Source organism: Patulibacter americanus DSM 16676 (genome assembly GCF_000420025.1).
In the GTDB taxonomy this organism is placed as follows: Bacteria; Actinomycetota; Thermoleophilia; order Solirubrobacterales; family Solirubrobacteraceae; genus Patulibacter; species Patulibacter americanus.
On the sequence record NZ_ATUD01000013.1, the window covers coordinates 22,211 to 41,317 of the forward strand.

At 76.7% G+C, this 19,107-nt stretch carries 15 protein-coding genes; 6 read left to right on the forward strand and 9 right to left on the reverse strand.

The genetic code is table 11. The features are described from left to right. Position 1: 1 nt before the first annotated feature. Entirely contained in the window at positions 2-1,054 is a 1,053-nt protein-coding gene (locus F593_RS0117615) for a glycosyltransferase family protein (RefSeq protein ID WP_022930065.1), read from the forward strand. 41 nt (positions 1,055-1,095) lie between these two features. Here F593_RS0117615 and F593_RS0117620 read toward each other — a convergent pair whose 3' ends face one another. After that, positions 1,096-2,295: a hypothetical protein gene (locus tag F593_RS0117620; protein WP_022930066.1), complete on the reverse strand. Its 1,200-nt coding sequence runs from the start codon at positions 2,293-2,295 to the stop codon at positions 1,096-1,098. Between the two features lie 43 nt (positions 2,296-2,338). Then, positions 2,339-2,833, reverse strand: a complete 495-nt coding sequence (locus tag F593_RS26290) for an RNA polymerase sigma factor (RefSeq protein WP_157251937.1) — start codon at positions 2,831-2,833, stop codon at positions 2,339-2,341. A gap of 131 nt (positions 2,834-2,964) precedes the next feature. Here F593_RS26290 and F593_RS0117630 point away from each other — a divergent pair, with 131 nt between their 5' ends. From F593_RS0117630 to F593_RS0117640, 3 genes are read left to right on the forward strand one after another with little or no spacing between them, the layout of a single operon-like run. Then, entirely contained in the window at positions 2,965-3,489 is a 525-nt protein-coding gene (locus F593_RS0117630) for a PadR family transcriptional regulator (protein WP_022930067.1), read from the forward strand. Beyond that, positions 3,486-4,166, forward strand: a complete 681-nt coding sequence (locus tag F593_RS0117635; RefSeq protein ID WP_022930068.1) for an ABC transporter ATP-binding protein — start codon at positions 3,486-3,488, stop codon at positions 4,164-4,166. The genes F593_RS0117630 and F593_RS0117635 overlap by 4 nt, the downstream gene beginning before the upstream one ends. Continuing rightward, positions 4,163-6,433, forward strand: coding sequence for an ABC transporter permease (locus F593_RS0117640; RefSeq protein ID WP_022930069.1), 2,271 nt, complete (start codon positions 4,163-4,165; stop codon positions 6,431-6,433). Before F593_RS0117635 ends, F593_RS0117640 begins: the two co-directional genes overlap by 4 nt. A 115-nt stretch (positions 6,434-6,548) precedes the next feature. Here the strand turns inward: F593_RS0117640 and F593_RS0117650 are convergent, their stop codons facing one another. Beyond that, positions 6,549-8,495, reverse strand: coding sequence for an RNA polymerase sigma factor (locus F593_RS0117650; RefSeq protein WP_084630162.1), 1,947 nt, complete (start codon positions 8,493-8,495; stop codon positions 6,549-6,551). A gap of 278 nt (positions 8,496-8,773) precedes the next feature. Between F593_RS0117650 and F593_RS0117660 the strand changes: the two genes are divergently transcribed. Next, complete coding sequence (locus tag F593_RS0117660; protein ID WP_022930073.1) at positions 8,774-9,271, forward strand: hypothetical protein; 498 nt, start codon at positions 8,774-8,776, stop codon at positions 9,269-9,271. Between the two features lie 108 nt (positions 9,272-9,379). Here F593_RS0117660 and F593_RS30045 read toward each other — a convergent pair whose 3' ends face one another. The 6 genes from F593_RS30045 to F593_RS26300 all read right to left on the reverse strand — a co-directional run bounded on the left by F593_RS30045 (position 9,380) and on the right by F593_RS26300 (position 18,399). Continuing rightward, positions 9,380-10,987 (reverse strand): hypothetical protein, encoded by a 1,608-nt coding sequence (locus F593_RS30045; RefSeq protein ID WP_157251939.1) that lies wholly within the window; start codon positions 10,985-10,987, stop codon positions 9,380-9,382. Then, positions 10,984-12,510 (reverse strand): O-antigen ligase family protein, encoded by a 1,527-nt coding sequence (locus F593_RS29480; protein ID WP_022930075.1) that lies wholly within the window; start codon positions 12,508-12,510, stop codon positions 10,984-10,986. Before F593_RS29480 ends, F593_RS30045 begins: the two co-directional genes overlap by 4 nt. Next, positions 12,489-14,390, reverse strand: coding sequence for a flagellar hook assembly protein FlgD (locus F593_RS30050; protein ID WP_022930076.1), 1,902 nt, complete (start codon positions 14,388-14,390; stop codon positions 12,489-12,491). The genes F593_RS29480 and F593_RS30050 overlap by 22 nt, the downstream gene beginning before the upstream one ends. Continuing rightward, the gene (locus tag F593_RS26295; protein ID WP_022930077.1) at positions 14,387-14,932 is read right to left on the reverse strand and encodes a histidine phosphatase family protein; all 546 of its coding nucleotides are present in this window, start codon (positions 14,930-14,932) and stop codon (positions 14,387-14,389) included. The genes F593_RS30050 and F593_RS26295 overlap by 4 nt, the downstream gene beginning before the upstream one ends. 135 nt (positions 14,933-15,067) lie before the next feature. Beyond that, positions 15,068-16,423, reverse strand: a complete 1,356-nt coding sequence (locus tag F593_RS0117685) for a LytR C-terminal domain-containing protein (RefSeq protein ID WP_022930078.1) — start codon at positions 16,421-16,423, stop codon at positions 15,068-15,070. Beyond that, on the reverse strand, positions 16,420-18,399 hold the full coding sequence (locus tag F593_RS26300) for a polysaccharide biosynthesis protein (RefSeq protein ID WP_022930079.1): 1,980 nt from the start codon (positions 18,397-18,399) through the stop codon (positions 16,420-16,422). The genes F593_RS0117685 and F593_RS26300 overlap by 4 nt, the downstream gene beginning before the upstream one ends. A gap of 72 nt (positions 18,400-18,471) precedes the next feature. On the opposite strand from F593_RS26300, the gene F593_RS28740 reads away from it, so the two are divergent. Then, positions 18,472-19,068, forward strand: coding sequence for a TetR/AcrR family transcriptional regulator (locus F593_RS28740; protein WP_022930080.1), 597 nt, complete (start codon positions 18,472-18,474; stop codon positions 19,066-19,068). The last annotated feature ends 39 nt before the right edge of the window (positions 19,069-19,107 follow it).

The following is a 19,107-nucleotide window of genomic DNA, read 5'->3' on the forward strand; positions in this document are numbered from 1 at the left end:
CGTGAGCGACGACCTGCGCCCCGCCTGCGTCCTGCTGCTCCCCCGGCCCCTGGAGGAGTTCATCCTCCGCGACCAGGCCGAGGACCTGCTGCGCGGGCCGGACGTCGTCGCCCTCGACCCGCCGCGCCCCGGCTACGGCGCCGCGCTGCGCCTGCCCGAGGGGGCCGCGGGCGCCGTCGCCGGCCGCCAGGCGGGGGCCCTTCTCAAGCGCCTGCACGCGGACGGGCGGGACCCGCGCGTAGTGGTCCTCTTCCACGCCACCCAGGAGCCGGTGGCCGCCGCCCTACGCGCGCGGACGGGCGCCGAGCTCTGGTACTGGCGCTGGGACCGCTACGAGGCCGCGGGCGACGCCGACGAGGCCCGCCGCGCCCGCCTGACCGCCCTGCACCGCCGCGCCGCCCAGGCCGCCTCGCTGGTCATCGCCTCGAGCGGCCGGCTCCAGGAGCTGGCGCAGGAGGAGGGCCGGCCGACGGTGCTGAGCCCGCTGGCCGCCGACACGTTCCCGGCGCCCGATCCGACGGTCGAGGTGGTCGGCTTCTCCCTCGGCCACCTGGGCCGGCGCACGGACTGGGCGCTCCTGCGCGCGCTCGGCGAGCGGCTGCCCGGGCTGAGCGTCCTCTTCGTCGGCGCGCTGCACGACGACGAGGTCGAGGGCGACGAGGACGCCACCTGGTGCCGCGCGCACGAGCCCTTCGCGTTCCTCGGCCCCCAGTCCGACGCCGCGGCCGCGCAGCTCCTGCGCGTGAGCGACGTCGGGATCCTCCCCTTCCGCGTCGACGCCTTCAACGACGCGGGCCTGCCCTACCGGATCCTCAAGGCCGCGCGCCTGGGCCGCCGCACCGTGGTGCCCGACCTGGCCGGCCCCCGGACGTGGTCCGAGGCCGTCGTGGTGGCTCCCGACGCCGACCGCTTCGCCGCCGCCGTCGCGGCCGAGGCGGGACGCCGGAGCGCACCCCACGCCGACCTGCGCGCGTGGGCGCTGGCGCAGACGGCCGAGAAGCAGAACGCCCCGCTGCGCGAGCGGCTGGCGGGGCTCGGGCTCGACGCGGGCTGAAGGAGCTCGGCCTCCCGCCCGACCAGGCCGCCGCGTGGCGCTCAGGGTGCGGGCAGCACGAACGTGCCGATGGCCCGACCGGTTCCAGCCTGCGTCACGGTGCCCTTCGCCGGCAGCCGGCAATCCTTCCCGAGCGTGCCGGGCACCCGCACCGTCGCGGGCCGGCCGCCGCGCAGGCGCGCGGTCACGAAGGCCGCGGCCGTCTTCCGCGTGCACGCGATCATCACCTGGTAGTCGTGCAGGCCCCGCAGCGGCGGCACGAAGCGGAAGCCCGGCGGGTCCAGCCCGCGGATCGACACATCGAGGGGCTGCTTCCGGGCCCGGGCGCGGCGTGCGGCCATGCGTGCGAGGGCGCGCTGCGTCGGCGTCCGGCGAGCCCCTTTCCGTCGGCGGAAGTCGAAGCCCGCCGCCGCCAGGCATGCGCGGGTCGGGCCGCGCGGCCGGCCGCTTCCGCCCTGCGAGCAGGTCCGTCCGTCGGCGAACCGCGCGGTGAGCCGCACCCTCCGGTGCGCCCCCGGAGCGCCGCGCAGGACGAAGAGGTAGGCGCCGTAGACCTTGCGGCCGGTGTCGATCGTCCGCGATGGCCCACCCCGCTCGTGCAGCGTCACGGAGCGGGCACCCGGCCCGGCGAACCCGTAGACCACGGTCCGCGCGGACGACGGTGCGCACCCCGGGACCCCGGCCGGTGTCCGGGTCCCGGCGGGCACGCATCCCCCGGTCTGCTCGGACCAGCCGCGCAGGCCGCTGGCCGTCGCCTCGCCGGACGCCTGGAGCGACGGAGCGCCACGCGCGTCGAGCCCGCCGCAGCCCTGGACCAGCGCCTTGGGCAGGGCGTGGAACCGGCCGTCGTCGCCGAACGCGCCGTCGCGGCCGACCACGCCTATCCGCCCGTCCTGGGTCCGCCCGACCTGGGTACAGCCCATGCCCCCGGTCGGCCGGGTGCGGGTGAAGCGCAATCCCCACGGCAGCCCGCCGTCCGGGTCGGCCGCCCGCAGGCTCAGGACGCGATCGGGGCCGGTGTAGCGATGCACGTACGCGCCGGGCCGCTGCTTCGGCGCGGGAACGGCCCGCCCCTCCGGCAGCAGCTGCGTCGCGGCGAACGCCGCGGACCCGCCCGCGAGGATCGCGAGGACGACGGCGAGGAAGAGGCGGGTGCTGCCCCGGCGAGCGCGCCGGGCTGCGCGGTCCTGGCGGGCGGCCTCCTCGACGAGCAGGCGCTCGAGCTGCGGCAGACGGCTCATCGACGGTCCTCCAGTCGCGAACGGAGTGCGCGGAGCCCACGGCTCACGCGTTGACGGACGACGCTCTCCGAGCAGGACAGCGCCGCCGCGATCGCGTCGTACTCCCACTCGTCGACGATCCGTGCGCGCACGCCTCGCGCTGGTCCTCCGGCAGGTCGGCCAGGGCCGCGATGGCGTCGACCCCCGTCAGCTCGTCGACCCGGGCGAGGTCGTCGTCCGTGAGGGCGAGTGGTGCGACGCCGAGGCGTGCACGGGCCTCGTTCTCGACCCGCCCGACCTCCAGGCTGCGGGCGAGGACGTTGTGCGCGATGCCGAACAGCCATCCGCGCGGCTCGCCCCGCTCGGGCGAGAACCGCCCGCGCCCCGACAGCGCACGCACGAACGTCTCGGCGGTCAGGTCGGCGGCCACTTCGGGCCGCCCGGTGCGGCGCAGGAAGTAGGCGAGGATCGCGTCCTCGTTGCGCCGGTAGAAGCGTCCGAAGGCGGCGGCGTCGCCGGCAAGCAGGGCAGCGTCGTCGGTGGAGGACGTCCGGGGCATCACCAGTACTTGCGTCGAGGGGGTCCCTTGTGACCGACGAGCAGGCGGCGACCGTGCCTCCCCCGGCACCCACAGGACTCCTCACCCCGCGTAGACACTCGAGGTGTACTCGCGGTGTATAGTCCTCTCCCATGTCCATCGCGAAGACCTTTCTCGGGCTGCTTGAGGGCGGCCCGAGTCACGGGTACGACCTCAAGCGGGCCTACGACGAGCGCTTCGGCCACGACCGCCCCCTCGCCTACGGGCAGGTCTACGCCACGCTGTCCCGCCTGCTGAAGAACGGGCTCGTCGAGCTCGACGGGGTCGAGGCCGGCGACGGTCCCGAACGCAAGCGCTACGCGATCACCGAGGCGGGGGTCGCCGACGTCGACGTGTGGCTCGGCCAGCCCGAGGCGCCGCAGCCCTACCTGCAGAGCACGCTCTACGCCAAGGTCGTCCTCGCGCTGCTCACCGGTCGCCCCGCCCAGGACGTCCTCGACGTCCAGCGCGCCGAGCACCTGGGCCTGATGCGCGAGCTCACCCAGCGCAAGCGGGGCGGCGACCTCGCCGACCAGCTCGTCTGCGACCACGCGCTGTTCCACCTCGAGGCGGACCTGCGGTGGCTCGAGCTCGCCGCCGCCCGGCTCGACGCGCTCGCGAAGGAGGTGGCCGCATGAGCGCCCCCCTGCTGCGCGCCGAGGGGCTGCACAAGGCCTTCGGCTCCACCGCGGCCCTGCATGACGCCTCCTTCGCGATCGACGCCGGCGAGGTCGTCGCCGTCATGGGCCCCTCCGGCTCGGGCAAGTCGACCCTGCTGCACTGCCTCGCAGGCATCGCGGTGCCCGACCAGGGGCGCGTCCTCTACGGCGACGTCGACCTCGGCGCCGCCTCGGACGCGAAGCGCAGCGCTCTGCGCCGCACGGACTTCGGCTTCGTCTTCCAGTTCGGCCAGCTCGTCCCGGAGCTCACCGCCGTCGAGAACGTCGCGCTACCCCTGCGCCTGAACGGCGTCGCGCGCCGCCCCGCGGAGGCGACGGCGACGGAGTGGCTCGACCGCCTGGAGGTGGGCGACGTGGCCCGCAAGACGCCCGGCAACATCTCGGGCGGTCAGGGGCAACGGGTCGCCGTGGCCCGCGCGCTGGCCACGCGGCCGCGCGTGCTGTTCGCCGACGAGCCCACCGGTGCGCTCGACTCCCTGAACGGCGAGCGCGTGATGGAGCTCCTGACGGAGGCCGCGCGCGAGACCAGCGCCGCGGTGGTGCTGGTGACCCACGAGGCCCGCGTCGCCGCGTACTCCGACCGCGAGGTCGTCGTCCGCGACGGCCGCACCCGCAGCCCGGAGCTGACGCGGTGAGCGGTTGGCTGCGCGACCTGGCGCTCGGGGCCCGGCTCGCGATCTCCGGCGGACGCGGGGCCTGGGTGCGCACGGCGATGACCGCCGTCGGCGTCGGCCTCGGCGTCGCCCTGCTCCTGCTCGCCGCGTCGTTCCCGACCGCCATCGCCGCCCGGGACGACCGCACCTCCGCGCGCGACGACTACCGGTTCGGCGTACCCGAGGTGCGCCGCGGTCCGGCCAGCTTGCTGATCGCCGACGCGCCCACGGTGTTCCGCGGCGTCGACGTCCGCGGCCGGCTCGTGCAGCCCGAGGGCCCGGACGCCCCGTTGCCCCCGGGCCTCGATCGCCTGCCTCGGGCCGGCGAGGTCGTCGTCTCGCCGCGCCTGCAGGAGCTGCTGGACCGGCCGGACGCGGCACTTCTGCGGCCCCGCATCCCGGGCCGGGTGGTCGGCACGATCGGCGACGCCGGCCTCGAGGGCCCGGTCGAGGCGGCCTACTACGCCGGCGCCGCCGACCTGAGCGTCGAAAGCGGCGCGCGGCGGATCGACCGCTTCGGCAGCGTGCAGCCGGACGAGGGGCTCGACCCCGTCCTGGCGTTCCTCGTCGTCGTCGCCGTGGTCGTCCTCCTGCTGCCCGTCGCGGTGTTCGTCGCCGCCGCCGCGCGGTTCGGCGGCGAGGCCCGCGACCGGCGCCTCGCCGCCCTCCGGCTCGTCGGCGCGGACCGCCGGGGCGTGCGCCGGATCGCCGCGGGCGAATCCCTCGTCGGCGCGCTCGGCGGCCTCCTCGTCGGCGCGGTGGTGTTCGGGCTCGCCACCCGGGTCGTCCCCGAGCTCCCCGTCGCGAGCCTCAGCCTCTTCGCCTCCGACGTGCGCCCGGCGCTGCCGCTCGCCCTGCTCGTGCTCCTCGCCGTCCCGGCCGTGGCGGTCGTCGTCACGCAGATCGCGCTGACCCGGGTGGCGATCGACCCGCTCGGCGTCGTCCGGCGGGGAGCGACGCGTTCGCGTCGCCTCGCCTGGCGCCTGGCACTGCCCGTCGTGGGGCTCCTGCTCCTCGTGCCGCTGCTCGGGGTCGACCTGACGCAGGGGGAGGGGTTCAATCCCGTCCTCACCTCGGCGGGCGTCGTGCTGCTGCTCGTCGGCGTCACCGCCCTGCTGCCCTGGCTCGTCGAGGCGCTCGTCGACCGGCTCGACGGGCGCGGCGGCGTCGCGTGGCAGCTCGCCGTCCGGCGGCTGCAGCTCGACCGCGGCGCGTCGGCACGCACCGTCTCGGGGATCGCCGTGGCCGTGGCCGGCGCGATCGCGCTGACGTCGCTCTTCGGCGCGGTCGAGGATGACCGGGCGGTGGCCACCGGCGCCGACCTCGAGGCCGCGCAGGCGCAGGTCTACTACACCGTCCGTCCCGGCCGGGACGATGCGGCGCAGCTCGACCGTCGGCTGGCCGCCGTGCCGGGCGTCCGCTCCGTGCTCGCGTGGTCCGAGGCCTCGATCACCGAGGCCGCGCACCCCGACCGGTCGGCGTTCCTGACCGTCGCGTCGTGCTCCACGCTGCGCCGGCTCGCCCGGATCCGGTCGTGCCAGGACGGGGACGCGTTCGTCACGCCAGAGGGCCCGGCCCCCGGGGCGAGCGTGCGGATCGCGGAGACCGGCCCCTGGCGCGTGCCCGCCGACGCCCGGCGCGTCGTCTCGGACCCGAAGCCCTCGGGGGGCGACACGACCGGCGTGCTGGCCACGCCGTCCGCCGCGGCGGACCTCACGTCCGTGGGCGCCACCTACGCGGACGTGGCCCTCGACGCGAGGAATCCCGACCACCTGGAGGGCCTGCGCAACGCGGCGGCGGCCGTCACGCCCCTCGCCGTGGCCCAGGAGCTGCAGTCGACCCGGGACGACCGCGACCTCGCCGCGGTCCGGCGGGCGGTCTACGCCGGGGCCGTCGCGGTCCTGGCGCTCATCGCGGCCAGCATGGTGGTGGCCGCGCTCGAGGGGCTGCACGAGCGCCGCCGGCTTCTGGCCTCGCTCGTCGCGTTCGGGACCCCGCCGCGCACGCTGGGGAGGTCCCTGCTGCTCCAGACGGCGGTGCCGGTCGCGTTGGGACTGGTCCTCGCCATCGGGGTCGGGCTCGGGCTCGGCGCGCTGCTGCTGCGGATCGTCGGCTCGCCCGTGCGGTTCGACGTGGTCCCGATCCTCGGCATCGCCGCGGTGGGAGCGGCCGTCGTCCCGGTCGTGACCGCCCTCACCGTCCCCGCGCTGCGGCGGATCGTGCGGCCCGACGGCCTGAGGACGGAGTGAGCAGCGCGGCGGCGTGGGGCGCCGGTCGGCCGCACGCCGCCCGGCGGCGCGCGGTGGTGCTGCTGCTCCTCGCCCGCGAGCGCGAGCGGCGCGCCGCGGGTGACGAGGCGGTGCGTCAGTCGGCCTTGCGCCCCGCGGGGGCCGACGGCGTCGCCGCCCCGGCCCCGGACTGAGCCTTCGCGCCCGCGCCGGGGGCGCCCTGGGCGGGGGCGGCCGGGGCGGCCGTCGCGCCCTTCGTCGTCCCTGAGCCCTTCGTGGTCCCGGCGCCCTTCGCGCTCCCGGTGCTCTTCGCGGCCCCGGTGCTCTTTGCCGCACCGGCGCCGCTCGTGCCTCCGCGCCGCGCGCTCCCGGTGCCCGAGGCGCCCACCGCCTTCGCGCCCTTCGCGGCCCCGCCCGAGCCGCGCGACGCGCCGCTCCCGGAGGACGATGAACCAGACGCCTTCGGCGACGAGGACTGCGGCTTCGGCTTCGGCTTCGGTGCGGGGGTGCGACGCGGTGCGGTGGCCGCAGGCGCCGGGCCCTTGCCCACCGGCCGCGCCGACGCGGCGCCGGGACGGGGCTTCACCCGGGCGGCGGAGCTGCCGTCCCCGGACGCCCGGCGCGTCGTCGGGCGTTCCGGGGCTCGGTCCCGGGCCGCTGCGGTCCTGGCGGGACCGGGCGCGGCGTCGGCGCGGGCGCCGTCGGACCCGGCCGCCCGACCGCCGGGAGCGTCCCCGGGTCGCCCACCGTCGGCGACGGCCGCCGCGGGGGCCCGGCCGGCGCCACGGGCCTCGCGGGCGTCGCGCGCCGCGCGCGCATCCGGCCGGCGCTTCGCGCCCGCGCGCTCGCCCACCGCCCGGACGCCGGGCCCGCGGTCGGCGACCACGAGTCCGAGCGGGGACGGGCGCCCCGTCAGGGTGCTCGTCAGGAGGTCCGTGCCGCCCGCCGCGCCGAGGCCGGGGGTGGCGAACGTGACGCCCCCGCCGTTCCCGGCCGCGCCACGCGCGCCGCCCGCGCCAGCCGGCGCGGCCACGCGCTGGGTCACCGAAGACTGCGCCCGCCCGGACGGACCCGGGTCGGCCACGGCGATCACCCCACCCGTCACGGCGGCCGTCGCCGCGACCACGGCGGCCACCTTGCCGGCCACGGCGAGGACCAGGCCGGACCCGCCGCCGACCGCGAGGGCCGCCGAGCCGGCGGTGACGCCCGCCACCGCACCGCCACCCGCCGCCGAGCCGCCCGCGAGCGCCCCGCCGCCCAGGGCGCCCCCTGCCCCGCTCCCGACCGCACCGCCGACGCCGCCGCCTGCCGCGCCGCCGCCGAGCCCGCCGACGGAGAAGACGCCGAGCGCGGTCAGCGGGACGACGGGGGACAGTGCCGCCAGGTCCTTCGGGCGCTGCACGAGCGCCGCCTTGAACATCCGGCAGCCACGGCAGGAGCGCAGATGCGCCCGGATCCGGCGGCTCTGCACCACCCGTCGGTCGTCGTCCGACAGCACCCGCCGGACCGCATCGCACTCCATGTCGCGACCCTCCGCACAGTCGTCCAGCCCGGAACGGGCCTCGTAGATGGTCTGCTTGACCGCCCGCGCCGACGTGTCGAGCGCGGCGGCGATCTCCTCGTGCCCCATGCCGCTGAGCTCCCGCATGACGAGGGCCGCGCGCTGACGCTCGGGCAGGTCCTGCAGGTCCTCGCGCAGGTGCGCCAGGCGGTCCCGCGTCTCGACGGTCTCGTGCAGCGTGTCGTCCGCGCCGCCGACCTGCTCGTCGAGCTCCGTCGTGTCCGGCCGCCGGCGCAGCAGCGAGATCGCCTCGTTGTGGGCGATCCGGAACAGCCAGGGCCGCAGATCGATGTCGCGCCCCTCCGTCTGCAGCGCGGTGAACGCCTTGACCATCGTGCTCTGCACGGCGTCGCGGGCGTCCTCGTCGTGCCGGACGATGGAGCGGCAGTAGCGGTAGAGCTCGAGCTGGTGGCGCTCGTAGAGCGCCGCGAACGCGGCGGCCTCACCGGCCGCGTGCCGAGACCGTGCCCGGCCACGCAGGCGTGCCGGGCGCGGTGGGATCGCCACCGCCCCGGGAGTCATGCGCGTCCCCCTCGCCTGCCCCTCATGGGATCTACAACGGCTCGGCCGCCCCAAGGTCAGGGACTACCTCGTACCGGTTCCGCGCCACCCGCCGTCCGTCCACCGCGCCTCGGCCCGCCCCCTACCGGGCGCGTCCCGGCCGTCCCACTGGGGACCTCGTCGCCGGGTCGTCCCTGACCTTTCGGCCGCGGGCGCGTCACAGGAAGCACAGGACCACCACGGCGGAGCCCACCCGGCCCCGCCACGCACGGCCGGATCCCCGGCCGAAGAGGAGATCCATGAACCGCACCCGCAAGACCCTCACCACCACCGCGCTGGCCACGGCCTGCGTCGGCTTCGCGGCCGCCGCGCCGTTCGCGCTCGCCGACGAGCCGACGACGCCGGGGTCCGAGACGACCACCACGGCGCCGACGACCACCGCCCCCACGACCACCACGCCGGAGGCGCCCGCCCCGGACGCCCCCACGCAGGCGGAGAAGCGCCAGGGCTACGGCGTCCTCTGCAAGGGCGTGAGCAAGAAGCACGTGAAGGGCCGGAAGGGCACCCCCTTCAGCCAGTGCGTCACCGCGATGGCGAAGCTCGACCGCGGCGAGACCACCTCGGCGAAGGTCGCGTGCAAGGGCCTGAGCAAGAAGCACGTCGCCGGCCAGAAGGGCACGCCCTACGGCCAGTGCGTGACCGCCGCGGCCAAGCAGCGCCAGGCGACGAAGAAGGCGGAGCAGGCCGCGAAGAAGGCCGCCCGCGACGCCGCCAAGGCCGCGAAGACCGCCGCCTGATCCGGCGGGCGCGGGCCGCGACGGCCCGCGCTCGCCTCACGGCCCGCGCTCGCCTCACGGCCCGCGCTAGCCCCAGGGCTCGCGTCCGCCCGACGGAGCGCGCCCGCCCTACGGCGCGCAGCGCACCCAGGCCCGGAACGCGCCGGACCGCGCGGCCTCGCGGAACCCGGCCGGCGCCGCCTGGGTGCTGCGCGGCACGCCGTCGGCGCGCCCGTAGCGCGAGGCCCACTTGCCCTGGTCGACCGTGATGGCGACCCCGCTCCGCGCGACGCCGAGCGCGGCCGCGCGGGGGTCCGAGCGGGCCACGACGCGCGCGCCGCTCCACCCGGTCTGCAGGCGGATCTCGGGCACGAGCCGGTAGGTCGGCAGCGAGATCGGGCCGCAGCGCGCGCCCGCCCGCACCGCCGGGGCGTCGATCAGCGCGCGGACGTCGGTGCGCGCGTCGGCCAGGAACCGCAGCTCCGTGCCGAGCCGGCTGACGGAGTCGCGCTTGACGGTCAGGTACGCGCCGACGCCGAGCACCGCACCGACGAGGACGAGCGCCGCCCACGCCCGGCGACCGGGTGCGGTGGCCGGCAGGGCGACCCAGCCCGTCGCCGCCAGGGCCGCCAGCACGGTGAGCGCGACGACCGGCACGGAGAGGTAGCGCGGGATGAGCGAGAGCCCGCCCACGCCGGCCGCCAGGAACGTCAGGACGCCCGCACCGAGCAGGGTCGCCAGCACGGCCGTGACCCGGCGCGACGGCCGTCGCAGTCCGACCCGCGCGCCGAGCGCCAGCACGGCGAGCCCGGCGATCCCCGCCACGAAGACGGGGGGCCGCGCCTGGTCGACGAGCTGGGTGAGGAGCAGCCGCGGCGCCTTGGCGATCCCGCGGTCGCGGCCGAGCTCGTCGGCCAGCGCGCTCGTCGCCGTCAGGGAGTGGGTGGCGTTGCCGGTGACGATCCAGTCCACCGCGATCCACGCCACCGGGCCCAGGAGCACGAGCCCCAGGTGCACGCCGCGGCCGGGCAGCGTCGAGCGGGCCGCGTCGTCGTCCGCGTCGGCCGCCGACCAGCGGCCGCGCAGCGTGCACCAGAGCCAGTGGGCCCCGGCCAGGAGCCACGCCTCGGGGCGCAGCAGCCCCGCCAGGGCGAGCAGCACCGCCGGACCGCTCCAGCGCGCCGGACGCGCGGCCGCCCACGCCCCGGCCCAGACGACGAGGGCGAGGAAGGGCACGTCGAGGTAGCCCTTCGCCGCGAGCAGCCCGAAGGCGAAGCTCGAGAGCGTGAGCAGCCCTGCGACCGCGGCGGTCCAGCGGCCGGTCGCCGCGGCCCGATCCGGGGGCGCGACCGCCTCGCCCGCCAGGCGCCCCAGCCGCGCGGCGCCCGCGGCCAGCACGGCAAAGGAGAGCGCCGAGAGCAGGACCATGACGCGGTCCGCGTCGTCGCCGAACACCCCGACCACCGGCACGCCGACGGCGAGCCAGAGCGGGTGGGGCGTCGACGCGGCGTACGCCTCGAACCCCGGCGTCGTCCCGTCGAGGAGCTCGCGCGCCCAGACGAGGTCGAGGACGGTGTCGTAGTTGCCGGCGGACGGCGCGAGCGCCCAGACGACGACCGCGCCGACCAGGCCGAGGACGAGGATCGCCCACTCGGCCAGGGGCCGCGCGTCGCGCTCCGTCCAGTCGTCCCCCGCCCGGACCACGGCCGGCGCGGGCGCCGTCCCGTCGTCGCTCACGGCGCGGGGGTGGCCGTCCGCGGGCGGCGCTCGCGGACGTCGCGGCGCCGGCGCAGCACGATCCGGGTGCGCGGCCCGGGCGGCGGCGCCAGGGCGGAGCCGACGGCCAGGAGCACCCACAGCACCGGGTCCTCGAGGAACGCGGCGTAGCCCATGGTGTGCGCGATCAGGGCCGCGGTCATCGCCGCGATCGCCGCCCGTGGCGCCGAGTCCTCGGCGTCGCGCAGCAGGCGGCGGAGCACGAGGACGAGCAGCACCACGTAGGCGAGGAGGCCGATCAGGCCCTGCTCCGCGGCGATCGTGATCGGGCTGGTGTGGGACGCGTCGGTCGTCGACCGCTCGCCCTTCCGCTCCTGCTCGCGGAAGCCCTGCGCGAACCCGCCCGAGCCGACGCCGGCGATCGGGTGGTTGGCCCACAGCCGCACTCCGCCGCCGGTGAGCGCCACGCGCCCCGAGGTCGCGTCGTCGAGGCCGCCCTCGTCGAGCCCCTTGATGTTCAGGGTGCTGGGCGAGGCGAGGACGAGCACCAGGCCGACCGCCAGCACGGCCAGCAGCGTGCCGAACGCCTTCCAGGGCCCGAACCGCAGCCCGCCGAGGACCGCGAGGCCGAGCAGCAGCGCCAGGAAGCTCGTCTGGGAGTAGGTGAGCACGAGCGCCGCCAGCAGGATCGCCAGGAGGACCGCGGCCCCGCCGACGACCCGGCCGCGGCGCGTCCACAGCATCCGGGCCGTGACGCCCAGGATCACGAGCGCGAGGAAGCGCCCGTAGATGTTGGGGTCGAAGAACAGCGAGTTGACCCGGAAGACGTCGTCGATCTGGTTCGACGCCACGACGCGCGGGTTGAGCAGCACGTGGTTCGTGGCGCGCTCGTAGAAGCCGATCGCGGCGAGGACGAGCGCCACGGCGGTCGTCACGCCGAACGCGCGGCCCACGAGCCGCGGCGTCCACGGCACGGTGCGCAGCACGACGTAGAGCAGCGCGAAGGGCACGTAGAAGAACGCGACCTGCTCGACGGCCTTGCCCTGGTCGTCGGACCACAGGCTCTCCACGGCGTAGAGGACGACGAACAGCAGCAGGGCCGCGTCGGCCGCGCCGGGGCGGCGGTCGGGCGACGGCTCGTCCGGGTCGGCGGTGGCGCGGTCCCACACCCAGGCCAGCGCCGCGGCGCCCGTCACGAGGTACAGGGGCAGCAGCAGGTTGACCGGGGGCCCGTCGCCCAGGTCGATCGGCAGGCGGAAGGGCAGGACGAACGCGACGAGCAGCGGCACGGCCAGGGGCCAGCGTCGGAACGCCCACGCCCCCGCGGCGAGCACCGCGAGGCCCGCGACCACCACGCCGGCGAAGACCGCCGGCTGCTCGCGCAGGCGCTCGACGGGCCCCGTCGTCCAGACCTCGGTCAGCAGGATGATCGGCGCGCCGGCGAGGGCGACGGCCATCGCGCCGGCCCGGGCGTGCGGGCCGCGCAGCAGCAGCGCGAGCGCGGCGGCCAGGGTGACCGCGGTCAGCGCGAGAGTCGTCGCCATGTGCTGTCCATCAGCTCGGAGGTGTCGGAGTCGTCGGCCAGCCGCGAGGCGAAGGTCGGCAGTCCGGTGCGGATCACGAAGCCGTCGCCGACCTTGACCGCGGCGATGACGACGTGGTCCTTCGTGTCGACGGCGCGGGCCACGACGCGCGCGCCGCCGGTGTCGTCGAGCGGCCAGGCGACGGGGTAGCCCTCGAAGCGCCCGTCCGTGCCGTCGAAGAGGCCGATGTCGTCCGTGTCGATCTGCGGCGGGCCGTCGAGGCGGACGGCGCCGCGGCTGACGAGCCCGAAGGCGTTCTCGGCGACGAACGGCCCGGGCGCGCGCAGCACGCCGCCGTCCTCCCGCGACGCCTGCGAGAGGGTCACGGCGCGACGCAGCCCGGTCGGGTCGAGGGCGGCGACGCTGCCGCCGCCGCGGACGAACGCCCGCAGGTCGTCGCCGAGGCCCGCCGTGATCCAGCGGTGCTCGCCGGCCAGCAGCACGCCGCGGCGGCCCTCGAGCTTCGGCCCGGTCCCGGCGGCGAGCGCCAGGTCGGAGGTGATCTCGAAGCGCTTGCGGTGGCGAGCGAGCCACTCCAGGACGGGCTGCACGTCGGTGTCGAACCCGCGCGGGATCGCCGCGAGGACGCGCCGGGCCTTCACGCGGCTGGCGCGGCTCGTCTCGCCCCCGGTGAGCACGTTGACCAGTCCGTCACCGTCGTCGTCGAGCGGGTTCAGGCCCTGCCACGCGATCGCGGGGACGACCACGAGCACGGGCTGCTCGCGCGCGTCGTTCGACATCGCCGGCACGTCGACGCGGCGGCCGTTCGCGCGGACCGTCAGGCGGTAGAGCGCGCCGCGGTCGGACTTCGTCTCGGTCTTCAGGACCGGGTTCGTGCTCGTCCCGCGGTCCAGCACGCCGGGGGTGCCGACGCGACGCAGCGCCCACTCGTAGCGCTTCCCGCGGGCGTCGACGAAGAACGTGAGGCGGTGGCCCGCGGTGACCGGCGCGGGGTTGGCCTGGACGCCGACGGGGCGCACCGTGATGCCGCCACGCCCGCGCATGCGGCCGTTCTCCTCCGGCGCCGGCAGGCCGTTCGCGCCCCGGCGCGGGCCGCAGCCGAGCACGCCGGCGACGTCACGGACGCACACCTGGACGACGTAGGTGCCGGGCGGCGCGTCGCTGCCGTCGTCGAGGCGGCCGTCCCAGTCGGCGGTGCCTTCGATCGCGCGGTACTCCTTCGGCCCGCCCTTGCGGTCGGTGAGCTGCGTGCCGTCCGTGTCGCGACGCGTGACCTTGACCGGCAGCGACCGGACCGTCTGGGCGGGACCCGGCGCGGTGCGGACGACCCGCGCCGTCGGCTCCCAGCCGCGCAGGCGCAGGGTGGCGCGGACCGCGCCGCCGTCGGCGGTGGGCAGGATCGCCGGACCGCTCTTGGGCACCGCGCCGGGCGCGGCGACGCGCAGCACCCGCGGGCGGGGCGGCGCCGTGCGCACGGAGAACGAGCGGGAGCGGACGACGATGCTGCGGCCCTCGTCAGGCAGGACCACCTTCAGGCGGTAGACCCCGTCGTCCACGACGCGCGCCTCGGGACCCGTGCCGTCCTTGCCGTCCCAGACGAACGTCGCACGCTGGTACTGCGTCACCGGCTCGTCCTTCGCCAGCGTCCGCACCGTCTCGCCGGCCTGGTCGACCATCTCGACGGTGACGGGCTGCGAGCGCTTGACCCGGAACGAGACCTTCAGCCGGTCGCGGCGGCCGTCGCCGTCGGGCGAGAAGTACGCCGAGCCGCGGACGCTCTGGACGACGGCGGGCTGGTTCTTCAGCCGCTGGGCGAGGAAGAACGAGCCGACCGTCGCCACGACGAGGAGCCCGAAGAGGAGGCGCGCGGCGCGGGTCACAGGGCCTCGAGGTGGGTGTTGGCGATCTCCTCGTGCGTGGGCTGCCGGCCGTGGAAGTGGCCGAGCAGCAGCCGGATCACGTTGCCGTGGCAGACGACGAGGATGACGTCGTCGGGGCCCTCGCTCGCGCGCAGGTCGGCGATGGCGGGCAGCAGCCGCGCGAGCTGGTCGGCGAACGTCTCGCCGCCCGGGGCCGAGAACGCCGGCTCCATGCGGCGGAACGTGGCGTAGGCCTCCTCGCCGCCCGGCTCCGCGAGGACCTCGGCGTAGGTCCGGTCCGTCCACTCTCCCGTGTCGGTCTCGGCCAGCCGCGGGTCGACCTCCGGGGCCAGCCCGGTCCGCGAGGCGATGATCGCCGCGGTCTCCATCGCGCGGGTGAGCGGACTGGCGACCATCCGGGTCACGTCCCCGCGGGCGACGATCCGGTCGGCGAGGGCGAACGCCTCGCTGCGACCGTGCGCGTCGAGGGGTACGGGACCACGGCCCTGGAAGCGACCCTCGTCGTTGTAGGCGGTTCGACCGTGGCGAGCGAGCAGGATCATGCGGCGTTCGGGACTTCGACGGGGAGCGCGGCGCTCCTGCCGGCCACCGCACGTGGGGTGGCCGGGCGCGGCGCCGCACCCAGGACGGGACGGCGCGGTGCGGACCCTACGGGGTCCGGCGCGGGCGGGGTCGCGCTAGGGCGCCGTGCCCCCACCGGCGGTGCCGGTGGGGTCAGCGGTGCCGTCCGGCGTCGCCGTGGCGTCCGGGGCGGCGGTGCCGGCGCCCGGGTCGACCGGCGCGCTCGGCGTCGTCGCCCCGCCCGTGCCACCGGTGGTCCCCGGCGTGGTGGTGCCGGACGTCCCGCCGGTGCCACCCGTGGTGCCGCCGCTCGTGTCGCCGGTCGCGCCACCGTTGGCGTTCGACGAGCTCGGCTCGTCCGCGTACTTCGCGGCGAGGTCCTGGCCCACGACGACGACGACCTTCGCGTCGGGCGCGTTCGCCTTCGCGTCGGCGTTGGCCGCCCGGACGACGGTGCCGTTCGTCTTCAGCCCCAGGCCCTTCGCGATGTCCCGCGCCGCGTCGCGGTTGCGGGACTGCCCCTCGCCGGTGGCGTAGAGGACCAACGTGGTCGCGAGCGACGGGGTCGGCGGAACGCCGTTGACGAGGTAGTTGCTGGGCTTGCCGAGGGGGAAGCGCAGCTTCTGGTCGATCTCGTCGCTGACGGACTTCGCGACGCCGGACTGGCCCGAGCCGTTGAGCACGGTGACGCGCGTCGACGTGAGCGAGTACGTGCGGGTCGTCTTCCGCGGCTTCTCGGGGTTCGCGATCGGGTCGGCCCGGTTCTTCTCGTCCACCGCCGGGTTCCCGCCGTCGCCGCCGATGACGCCGAAGGCGAAGAGCAGCGCGACGAGCACCACGAGGACGACCGCGCCGACGCCCAGGATCTGGCCGAGGGAGCGGCGCGAGCCACCGTCAGCGGCCTCGCGCTCGCGGGCGGTGGCCGCCGCCATGCCCGCCGGCGTGGCCGCCCGGGGGCCGCCGGCCGTGGAGGCGGCGGGCAGGATGCGGGTGGCGCCGGGACCGCCCGGGGGCGTGGGGCGCGGCGGGACGGGGCGGGCGCCGCCGGGCGGCACCGCGGCGCCGTCGGCGGTCGTGGACGCGCCCGTCACGGGCGAGCCGGGCGGCGGCGGGGTGGCCGTCGCCGCGGCGGTCACCGGGGCACCGGGGGGCGCGCCCGGGGCGGCGACGCCGGCGGCGCCGGCGACCGCACCCGGGTGCCGGGCGAGCGTGCCGGGACGCGCGGGGCCGGCGCCCTGGGCCTGCGGCGGGGCCCCGCCGTACGCCCGCGCGCGGATCTCGTCCTCGAGCGCCTCGAGTCGCTCGGGCGACGTGCCGGCCCACTCGCGCAGGCGCTGCAGCTCCCGGCCCTGCGAGAACACGAGGATCGCCATGGCGACCACGGCGATGAGGGAAGCGAAGCCGACGTACGGCCCGATCGTGTCGAATTTGCTCGCGAAACTGGCCGCGAGCAGGGGGACCCCGGACGTCATAGCGGACCAGTGTAGGCGCTGGCGCCGTCCCCGACGGCACGGCCCGGGTCGTCCGCGGGCTCCGCCACGGCCGCGTGGACGCGCTGCAGGTCGGCGACCTTGCCCGCCACGCCGCGGGCGTCGCCCTCGAGCACGAGCAGCGCGATCTCGTCGAACATGCCCTCGATCGCGTCGGCCGTCAGCGGCGTCCGCTCGGCGCGGTGGATGCGCTCCGCGCCCGTCGGCCGCAGCGTCTCGAAGGGGTTGAAGAGCTCCTCGTGGAGCTTCTCGCCGGGGCGCGGACCGACGACCTCGATGGCGATGTCCTCGTCCGGGCGCAGCCCGGAGAGCTCGATCATGTCGCGGGCCAGCTGCATGATCTTGACCGGCTCGCCCATGTCGAGCACGAGGATCTCGCCGGACGAGCCGAGGGATCCGGCCTGGATGACGAGCTGCACCGCCTCCGGGATCGTCATGAAGTACCGGGTCATCCCCGGATCGGTCACGGTGACGGGACCGCCCTTGGCGATCTGCCGCTGGAAGATCGGGACGACGGAGCCGCTCGAGCCCAGCACGTTGCCGAACCGCACGCAGGCGTACCGCGTGTCCGTCCAGCGCTGGGCGGCGCTCTCGACGGCCAGCTCGGCCAGCGCCTTGCTCGCGCCCATCACCGTGGCGGGATCGACGGCCTTGTCGGTCGAGACGAGCACGAACCGGTCGACGCCCTGCTCGCCGCACAGGCGCGCGAGCAGGCGGGTGGCGATGGAGTTGTTGCGCACCGCCTCGACGGGGTTGAGCTCCATGAGCCCCACGTGCTTGTAGGCGGCGGCGTGGAAGACGATCGTCGGCGCCTCGTCCCGCAGGACCTCACGGATCCGCTCCCCCTCCTTCACGTCGGCGATGACCGAGCCGACCACGCCCTCGGGCACCTGCCGGTCCTCGAGCAGCTCGCGCTCGATGCGGAAGAGGTTGTCCTCCGCGTGGTCGAGCAGGATCAGCCGCTCCGGGCCGACGCGGGCGATCTGGCGGCAGAGCTCCGAGCCGATCGAGCCACCGGCGCCCGTCACGAGCACGCGCTCCCCCTTGAGGTACGCGCCGACCCGGTCGAGCTCCATCACGACGGGGTCGCGCCCGAGGACGTCCTCCACCCGGATCTCGCGCACCTGGCGGACGACCTGGCCGCTGCCCGCCTGCAGCAGCTCGAAGACCGTCGGCAGCGTGCGGACCGGCACCCCGCGCTGGCGGCCCGCGCGCAGCACGTCGGCGCGCAGCGTGCCGGGCGCGGACGGGATGGCGATGATGATCTCGTCGGGCTCGACGTCGTCGATCACGCGCGGCAGATCCGAGATCCGGCCGTGCACCCGCACGCCGTCGACGCGGGTGCCGCGCTTGGCGGGGTCGTCGTCGACGAACCCGACGGGCCGCAGGCCGAGCTGGGGGTTGCGCAGCATCTCGCGCAGCACGAGCCGCCCGCCCTCGCCGGCCCCGACGATCAGCGCGCCCTTCCCCGTGCCGCGGCGGCCGAAGCCGAAGAGCAGGCTGCGCTCGGCCACGGCGCGCACCACGATCCGTGCGCCGATGATCAGGCCGATGCCCGCCACCGTCGCGAGGCCGTAGATCGAGGGCGGCGGGTAGGTGGTGGTGATCCCCTGCGAGCTGACCCACGTGGCGGGGTGCAGCACGCCGTTGGCCCCGAGGAACAGCAGCAGCCCGAGCACGACGCCCTGACCGGCGCGGAAGTCGTCGCGGCCGTCCGTGTGGCGCCACGAGCGGTGGTAGCCGCCGAGCGCCCAGACCGCCAGCACCACGCAGATCCCGACGAGGTACCAGGTGTGGTCGAAGAGGTTCGCGAACTTCGGCGAGACCTCCGAGACGTGCCGCAGGTCGAACCGCATGCGGAACGCCAGCCAGTACGCCCCGACGGCCAGCACGAAGTCGACCAGCGCCTGCAGGGGCGAGAGCCGGTGGAAACTCAGCGCAGCGGGGCGACGGCGCATCCGATCGATTCTCGCACGGGTGGGCGGAGCACCGGCACCCGGGCGCTGCACACCCGTCTACCATCGCCGGCGATGGCCCCCGACACGCAGCGCCCCGGTCTCACTCCCGACCGCGTCGTGCAGGAGGCCCTGGCGCTCGCCGCCGAGCAGGGCACGGACCAGGTGACCCTCCGCCCGCTCGCCGCCCGGCTGGGCGTGAGCGCCCCCGCCCTCTACCGGCACGTCGACTCGCGCGGGACCCTGCTGGAGCTGATGCTCGAGCACCGGCTGGCCGTCGTCCCCCGCGTTCCGGACGGCCTGGACTGGCGCGCCACCTTCGACGGCTCGGCCCAGCGGATCTGGAGCGTCTACCGCCCGTGCCCCGGCCTCGCCGCCGAGTCGCTCGACGGCCGCGCCGCCACGGAGGAGACGCGGACGGAGGCCGAGCAGCTCGTCGGCGTGCTCGTCGACGCCGGCCTGGAGCGGCCCGCCGCCGAGCGCGCCGCGGTCTGCTGGGTCCACTGGGCGCTCTCCTTCCTCGCCTCCGTCGAGCGGCGCCAGGGCGCCGGCGTCCCGTTCGCCCAGCTCCCGGACCGCCTACCCGACCCCGTGCGCGAGGTCTACGACCAGGGCGCGGGCTACCTGCTCGCGGGGCTGGCCGCGGAGATCGCCGCGGCGAACGCCGGCTGACGCGCCACGTTGAGGCGCCCCTGAGGCGCATGCTCCAGG

Excerpts from the sequence above, each read along its gene's own strand:
- F593_RS28740 (WP_022930080.1), top strand. The coding sequence starts at position 18,472 with ATGGCCCCCGACACGCAGCGCCCCGGTCTCACTCCCGACCGCGTCGTG.
- F593_RS0117685 (WP_022930078.1), bottom strand. The coding sequence starts at position 16,423 with ATGACGTCCGGGGTCCCCCTGCTCGCGGCCAGTTTCGCGAGCAAATTC.
- F593_RS0117635 (WP_022930068.1), top strand. The coding sequence starts at position 3,486 with ATGAGCGCCCCCCTGCTGCGCGCCGAGGGGCTGCACAAGGCCTTCGGC.
- F593_RS29480 (WP_022930075.1), bottom strand. The coding sequence starts at position 12,510 with ATGGCGACGACTCTCGCGCTGACCGCGGTCACCCTGGCCGCCGCGCTC.
- F593_RS0117660 (WP_022930073.1), top strand. The coding sequence starts at position 8,774 with ATGAACCGCACCCGCAAGACCCTCACCACCACCGCGCTGGCCACGGCC.
- F593_RS26290 (WP_157251937.1), bottom strand. The coding sequence starts at position 2,833 with ATGCCCCGGACGTCCTCCACCGACGACGCTGCCCTGCTTGCCGGCGAC.
- F593_RS0117650 (WP_084630162.1), bottom strand. The coding sequence starts at position 8,495 with ATGACTCCCGGGGCGGTGGCGATCCCACCGCGCCCGGCACGCCTGCGT.
- F593_RS26295 (WP_022930077.1), bottom strand. The coding sequence starts at position 14,932 with ATGATCCTGCTCGCTCGCCACGGTCGAACCGCCTACAACGACGAGGGT.
- F593_RS0117630 (WP_022930067.1), top strand. The coding sequence starts at position 2,965 with ATGTCCATCGCGAAGACCTTTCTCGGGCTGCTTGAGGGCGGCCCGAGT.
- F593_RS26300 (WP_022930079.1), bottom strand. The coding sequence starts at position 18,399 with ATGCGCCGTCGCCCCGCTGCGCTGAGTTTCCACCGGCTCTCGCCCCTG.
- F593_RS0117620 (WP_022930066.1), bottom strand. The coding sequence starts at position 2,295 with ATGAGCCGTCTGCCGCAGCTCGAGCGCCTGCTCGTCGAGGAGGCCGCC.